Raw genomic sequence first — 6493 nt, forward strand, 5'->3', positions numbered from 1 at the left:
CTGTAGTCGGTCCCAAGGGTTGGGCTGTTCGCCCATTAAAGCGGTACGCGAGCTGGGTTCAGAACGTCGTGAGACAGTTCGGTCCCTATCCGTCGTGGGCGCAGGAAATTTGAGAGGAGCTGTCCTTAGTACGAGAGGACCGGGATGGACGCACCGCTGGTGTACCAGTTGTCTTGCCAAAGGCATAGCTGGGTAGCTACGTGCGGACGGGATAAGTGCTGAAAGCATCTAAGCATGAAGCCCCCCTCAAGATGAGATTTCCCATAGCGCAAGCTAGTAAGATCCCTGAAAGATGATCAGGTTGATAGGTTCGAGGTGGAAGCATGGTGACATGTGGAGCTGACTGATACTAATAGATCGAGGACTTAACCAACGCTTTTTAAAAATGAAATACCTTCTTATTATCTAGTTTTGAAGGAACAACGTTCCTTTTATGTTTGGTGGCGATAGCGAAGAGGTCACACCCGTTCCCATTCCGAACACGGCAGTTAAGCTCTTCAGCGCCGATGGTAGTTGGGGGTTCTCCCCCTGTGAGAGTAGGACGCCGCCAAGCAATTTCTAGTTTTAGGATTCATAACCCGAAGAATGCAGGTTCAAAATCCTATCTCTTTTCAAAAAAACCTTAGGATTTTTCCTAAGGTTTTTTTGTATATTTTTTCATCTGAAGCGTTTGGATGAACTCTAGGCGGGAGGATTTTTGATGAATAAAGAAGAAATCCGAAATACTGACCAAATCCTTCATTCTTTTGCTGAATGGTTAATGGATCAAAATAAATCAGACAGTACGGCTAAAACATATGTAGGTGTTCTCTCTCAATTTTTTCAATGGATGAAAGAAGAAATAGAAGAGATTGAATCGACCCATGTGCAGGCCTATCTTGATTATATGGACGATTCCAATAAAAGTGCCGGAACAATCGAAAAGCATTATACAGCCATCACTGTATTTTCCCGGTTTCTTAACAAACCAGAGATTATGGCCAACATTGACCGCAAAGCCAAGGAAAAGAAGGATGAACCACCAGAGTCACTGGAGCCAGCTGAACAGTCAGCACTAATAAAAGAAGTGGAAGACGAAGGAAATGTGCGGAACATTGCTATTGTTTATGTTCTTCTTCATACCGGGATTCGGGTCTCCGAGCTTTGTGAATTAAATCACACCGATATAAAAAAAGACGGTGAAAGAGAATCTATTCTTATCCGGGATTCAAAAGGCGAGATTGAACGGGTTATCCCCCTATCAAGAGCTGCCAGTGAGCATATTAAGCGTTATAAAGACTCTCTGAAGGCCGAGAATGAAGCAGTCTTCTTATCCAGTGTTAACCAGCGTATGACACCGAGGGCGGTTCAATATATGCTGAGCAAGTACGATGTGAGCCCGCACAAGTTGAGACATACTTTTTGCCAGAATCTTATCGATAAAGGAATTGAGATTCAAACCGTCTCAAAGCTGGTCGGCCATAAGGATTTAAATATGACTAAACGCTATATCAAAGAATCCGGACAGGGACTTGATGCAGCTATTCAAAATACATTTGATTGATAAAAAAGAAATACCCAGTTATTCGGGTATTTCTTTTTTATCGTGTTCATTTAAGATACTGTTCCAATGCTTCCTCGATCAATAGATAAATGTTCTTTTCCTGAAGCAGCGACTGCATTTTCAGTTCTTTATGAAGGTCCGTTCTTAGATCGAAGGATACCCGTTTTCGGTCTTTCTTCTTTTCTTCTTTTTTTCCACTGTTTAAACGTTCCTTGGTTTCTTCCGGTAATACTTCTTCGTTCAAGGCAAAACTGGGGCTAATGTGCTTTTGACTGCGCATTTTACTCTTGATGTCATTTACCTTCGACACGGCTGATCAACTCCTTATAGAATCCTTCGTATTGTCCCAATGCCTGCCGCAGTTCAGCGTTCTGGTTAAATCCATACAGAGATAATCTGCCAACAGGCGCCTTCCTGGTAATCACCGTATCAAATACCAGGTCCGGGTAATCTTCCGCAATTAGTTCATTAAAGGCCTTGGCATCGCTTCGCCTTACATCATTCATCGTGCGCAGCACGCCGATCGCCTGAGTATTTCTCTTTCCGAATTCATTGGCTCCATGGATAGAATCCATGAAATTCGGGATAGCTGAATAGCACCAATTTGAACATTCGAATAAAACAACCACGTATTCACTGGCACACAGTGCATTTGTTGTCTGTTCGCTTAAGGAGGGAGGAGTATCAATAACGATAAAATCGTATCTGTCCCTGACGGACTTCAAAGCATGATCTAAGACAGAACTTGGATTCCCGCTAAAAGGGATCGTATCGCCTTTATATGTTTTTCCCGTATACAGCCAGCGCGGGAAAGTTGCCAAAAAGTTGTTGGCAGGCAGAAGATCGAGGTGATCGTTGATATTCAGTATGTAGCCCTCAACATTATCTTCCTGCATCGCTTCCAGCACGGACTTGCCCATATACTCATTTGAAGGCTGCTCAGACAGAAGCTCTGTAAGGTTGCCCTGTGAGTCCATATCCACTGCAAGGACCCTATATCCATTTCTGCTCAACAAGTGCGCGAGAATGCCGGTTGTGGTGGATTTTCCGCAGCCTCCCTTTTGAATTCCCATTGTAATAGTAATCGCCATCCCTTTATCACCCTTTCTTCTTTTATTTTTTTCTTCTAACGTTGTTTTCTTCTTTTCTTCTTTTCTTCCTTTCTTCTAACGTTGTTTTCTTCTTATTTTATACGATGCCTTTGTCATCCAATTAAAAAAGGCACTCATTAATGGGTGCCTTTTTTTAATTTCTTAAGTTGCTTTTCGAACTTACGCTTGCGCTTTTCTAGCTCCTCTACTGAATCACTTTCAGCCTCCGGCTCCTGAATTTGCAGAACTTCAAATAATTCTTCTTTAATTTCTTCAAATGTAACTGCTGCTGATTCATGATCCAATTTCAGTACTTCCTCCATTTTTTCAATGGACTTTTCCCGTATATACCAAGCAGGCAGTACTTCTTTTGATTTTCTGAAGTCAGATACTAAGCGTATAAGGATGTCTTCTGATTCATCATTATCCTTGTTTGCTGCCTTTAAGACCTTGGTTATGTATCCGACGGGGTTTTCGATGTCCTTGCGGTCCTGTATTTTCTCCAGGAGGCTCATTACATTGTCCTGTCCATGCTTTTCCCATGAAAGAATGACTTCGTCCGTTAACCTTACCCCCATCTTTAAGCCGAGTTTTTTCACTTTCTCTATAAACGTATCGGCAAATTCCTGCAAATGATTTTGAAGCAGGTCCAATTGATCAGGTTTTCCATTGCTTCCTGAAGTAATGAAAAATTTGATTTTATCCACTCTTCGTCCTGTCCTGATTTCTTCTATTTCAAAGGATATATCCGTTTTAGCCTTCAATTCCTTCTGGGCTGGTACAAGAACACGCTGCTTAAAGTTTCCGTATGCAGGATAGATATCCTCAGCCCCGAGCATTTTGCGCAGGTCCTTCAGGTAAAAGGATCTTTCCTTCAGTCTTTCATATTGCTTCAGTAATTCATATATCCTTATGGCGTAGGAGCTTTTCAGCTTCACCACATTCTCAAGTTTGTAGCTTGTGAATTCCCTTTTCAGCTGAAGCAGGTACGGCCGCAGGAAGGGATCAAACCTTATGTCTACAGTTCCTTCCGTTTCGTTATACGCTACATAGCTGAGCCACGAAACCTGTATGACCTTTTTTTTAATCCGCACTTCAAATACCTTCTTCATCAAATCCTTCGTAATCTGCTTCAGTTCTGTATATTTGGGTGTTCCTTTTAAGCTTAGGAGATCTGAAAATTCCTGAATAGGCAGGGTGTAGGTTTTGAAATCTGAATCTGCAGGTGTAATATGGCTCGCCAGACAAAGGATGATTTTTTGTTCTACCACGCCTAATTTATAATTTGCTTCAATGAGCATATTCGACTTAGTCACCAAATGGTTGTTCTGTGTTTCGTTTTTTTCTAAAATTTTCATCACAATTTCCTCCCTTTCGAGCTTCTTCATTATGACAAAAATCCATCGATAACAAAAGGATTTTTTTGTTATAATTCGCACCAAAAATGTTATAGTTCGCACCAAAAATGTTATAGTTCGCACCAAAAATGTTATAGTTCAGGCACCAAAAATGTTATAGTTCGCACCAAAAATGTTATAGTTCGCACCAAAAATGTTATAGTTCGCACCAAAAATGTTATAGTTAGAGGTCTTGAGGCCAGTCATACCAATGGTTTGAGGCCTCCGAAAACAATTAAAACAATGTAAAACAATTAAAACAATATTAGTAAAACAAACACAACAGGGGGTTTTTTGTTGTGAAAATTCTGAAAACTTTAAGATAGAGTAAGTTCAAAACACTAATTTGTGTATCAAAGGTTAAAGACTATTATTTTTTTAAAAGGTTTTAATGATCTGTCTTTACACCTCTGATAGAGCGATAAAAAGAGAGAAATTATAAAGAATTCAATGTCTGGCTTTATTTCTGTCTTATTTCTAGCATGATCTTATACATATTCAGGATACCGGCCGGCTCATTCTTTTTCGTAAACGCCAGAAGACCTCACCCTGCCAACGTACCTTTTGGAATGCTGAGGTCTTCTGGCACTCTAAAGATATCGCCGGCCGGTAGGGAAAGTTTTCTGTCTTGATGTGAACAGTCAGGCAAGATGTGAGTTAAGAGAAAATAAATGCTTTAGAAAAAGAAAAAGAGAAAAATGAAAGTAGATAAAGCTACAGATGTAGGATTCGAGGGTTCCGAAAAGGAAAAATGAAAAACAGGCATAAAAGTGTATGATTCACCAAGAGGTTTTTAAAAAATACGCTGTTTAAGCTTTGTATTTGCCTTTCTAAGCTGTTTGATTTTTTTCCGAATAGGAAAATAAAGATAGGGAGTTCAAACCTCTAAAAACAGCCTTTATGGACGTCTGATAACGAGGGTCTTTCGGAAGTAAAAAAAAAGAACAGTCAAAGACTGCTCCTTCGTTCGGAACCGTTATTTAAACACACTGAAGGTTTTCAAGACATTATTGGTTTCTTCTTCTGTGATGCCGATATACCTCAGGGTAATCGAAGGGTCCGAATGGTGCAGGATTCCCTGCAGCATCGCAATGTCCTTTGTCGCTTTGTAAAACCAGTATCCGAACGTTTTCCGCAGGGTATGGTTGCCGACATGGTCGACACCAGCAAAGTCGGCGGCCTTATTTAACTGCCGGTATGCCTGGGTCGGCGTGATGGCGCCGTCCCCCTTCCGGGATGGAAAAAGCCACTCACTGTCCACATTGACGGCATAGCCGTAGACTTCCTGAAAACAGTTTTCAAGGTACATCTCCCTGATTTTTTGTGTTTTTCCCTCTTTGATGCGCAGTATCTTCGTGTACTTTCCTTTCAAATTCAGAATCTGTTTGGTTTTGAGTCGTAAAAGATCTCCAACTCGCAGCCCGGTTTCACAGCCAAGGACAAACAGAATGTAATCACGTTCCGAACAATGGCGTTTAAGCGCCCACTTCATATCTTCCAGCTGCTGCTGGTTCCGAATGGGCTGCACGTTCTTAATAGGGTTCATAATTGTGTCCCCTTCTTTTTCAAGACGTTCCGAAAAGGTTGCGAGCCCTTATAAAACGGATACTTGAATGTATGATTTTATGTATTTATCTTCATTATAAGGATTAAAAACGAAGGAAGTCAATGAAATCAAGGAAATGAATGTACGGTCGTCTACAGAATCATACATAAAGTAACTTGCTAAAAAAATCATTGACATCATGTGTAAACTCTTTTATCATAAGGGAGTTGCTTATTTAGCAAGCAAGGCATTTTTGATCTTAGAAATTATTGATAGAGCAGTAAAAACAAGATCGAACATGTTCTTGAAAAAAACTATTGACGTCTTATTGAAATAGTAGTAAGATTAGGTAGTCGCTAAGAAATAGCGATTTTAAAAATAACTAACATTCTTCGCAGAAGTTGACAACTACTCAACTTCGTGATATGATGATTAAGTTGTTAAAGTGATTGCTCTTTGAAAACTGAACAAAACTAAGCGCCAACGTTTTAAAATAGTGAGCACACACTCTAAAAGCAAATGAGCAAGTCAAACATTTCTTCGGAGAGTTTGATCCTGGCTCAGGACGAACGCTGGCGGCGTGCCTAATACATGCAAGTCGAGCGAATGGATGGGAGCTTGCTCCCTGAAGTTAGCGGCGGACGGGTGAGTAACACGTGGGCAACCTGCCTGTAAGACTGGGATAACTTCGGGAAACCGGAGCTAATACCGGATACGTTCTTTCCTCGCATGAGGAAAGATGGAAAGACGGTTTCGGCTGTCACTTACAGATGGGCCCGCGGCGCATTAGCTAGTTGGTGAGGTAATGGCTCACCAAGGCCACGATGCGTAGCCGACCTGAGAGGGTGATCGGCCACACTGGGACTGAGACACGGCCCAGACTCCTACGGGAGGCAGCAGTAGGGAATCTTCCGCA

The 6493-nt window shown here is 41.4% G+C and carries 5 protein-coding genes and 3 rRNA genes; 4 read left to right on the top strand and 4 right to left on the bottom strand.

Features of this window, described 5'->3' with window-relative positions; all coding sequences use genetic code 11:
- The 3 genes from ACFVSN_RS44810 to ACFVSN_RS44820 all read left to right on the top strand — a co-directional run.
- A 23S ribosomal RNA gene (locus ACFVSN_RS44810) occupies nucleotides 1-373 on the top strand; the annotation flags it as partial.
- Nucleotides 374-436: 63 nt separating this feature from the next.
- Nucleotides 437-553: ribosomal RNA gene (gene rrf, locus ACFVSN_RS44815) — 5S ribosomal RNA — on the top strand.
- 147 nt (nucleotides 554-700) lie between these two features.
- Nucleotides 701-1543 carry a tyrosine-type recombinase/integrase gene (locus tag ACFVSN_RS44820; RefSeq protein ID WP_376296049.1) on the top strand — a complete coding sequence of 281 codons (843 nt, stop codon included), beginning with the start codon at nucleotides 701-703 and terminating at the stop codon, nucleotides 1541-1543.
- A 46-nt stretch (nucleotides 1544-1589) separates the two neighbouring features.
- Here ACFVSN_RS44820 and ACFVSN_RS44825 read toward each other — a convergent pair whose 3' ends face one another.
- The 4 genes from ACFVSN_RS44825 to ACFVSN_RS44840 form a co-directional block, all read right to left on the bottom strand.
- Nucleotides 1590-1853 carry a hypothetical protein gene (locus ACFVSN_RS44825; RefSeq protein ID WP_376296050.1) on the bottom strand — a complete coding sequence of 88 codons (264 nt, stop codon included), beginning with the start codon at nucleotides 1851-1853 and terminating at the stop codon, nucleotides 1590-1592.
- On the bottom strand, nucleotides 1837-2634 hold the full coding sequence (locus tag ACFVSN_RS44830) for a ParA family protein (protein ID WP_376296051.1): 798 nt from the start codon (nucleotides 2632-2634) through the stop codon (nucleotides 1837-1839). The genes ACFVSN_RS44825 and ACFVSN_RS44830 overlap by 17 nt, the downstream gene beginning before the upstream one ends.
- Before the next feature lie 137 nt (nucleotides 2635-2771).
- Nucleotides 2772-4022 (bottom strand): replication initiation protein, encoded by a 1251-nt coding sequence (locus tag ACFVSN_RS44835; RefSeq protein WP_376532906.1) that lies wholly within the window; start codon nucleotides 4020-4022, stop codon nucleotides 2772-2774.
- Between the two features lie 985 nt (nucleotides 4023-5007).
- Nucleotides 5008-5577, bottom strand: coding sequence for a tyrosine-type recombinase/integrase (locus ACFVSN_RS44840; protein WP_376174685.1), 570 nt, complete (start codon nucleotides 5575-5577; stop codon nucleotides 5008-5010).
- 537 nt (nucleotides 5578-6114) lie between these two features.
- On the opposite strand from ACFVSN_RS44840, the gene ACFVSN_RS44845 reads away from it, so the two are divergent.
- Nucleotides 6115-6493: ribosomal RNA gene (locus tag ACFVSN_RS44845) — 16S ribosomal RNA — on the top strand; the annotation flags it as partial.

Source organism: Kitasatospora sp. NPDC057904, assembly GCF_042887925.1.
GTDB lineage: Bacteria > Actinomycetota > Actinomycetes > Streptomycetales > Streptomycetaceae > Kitasatospora.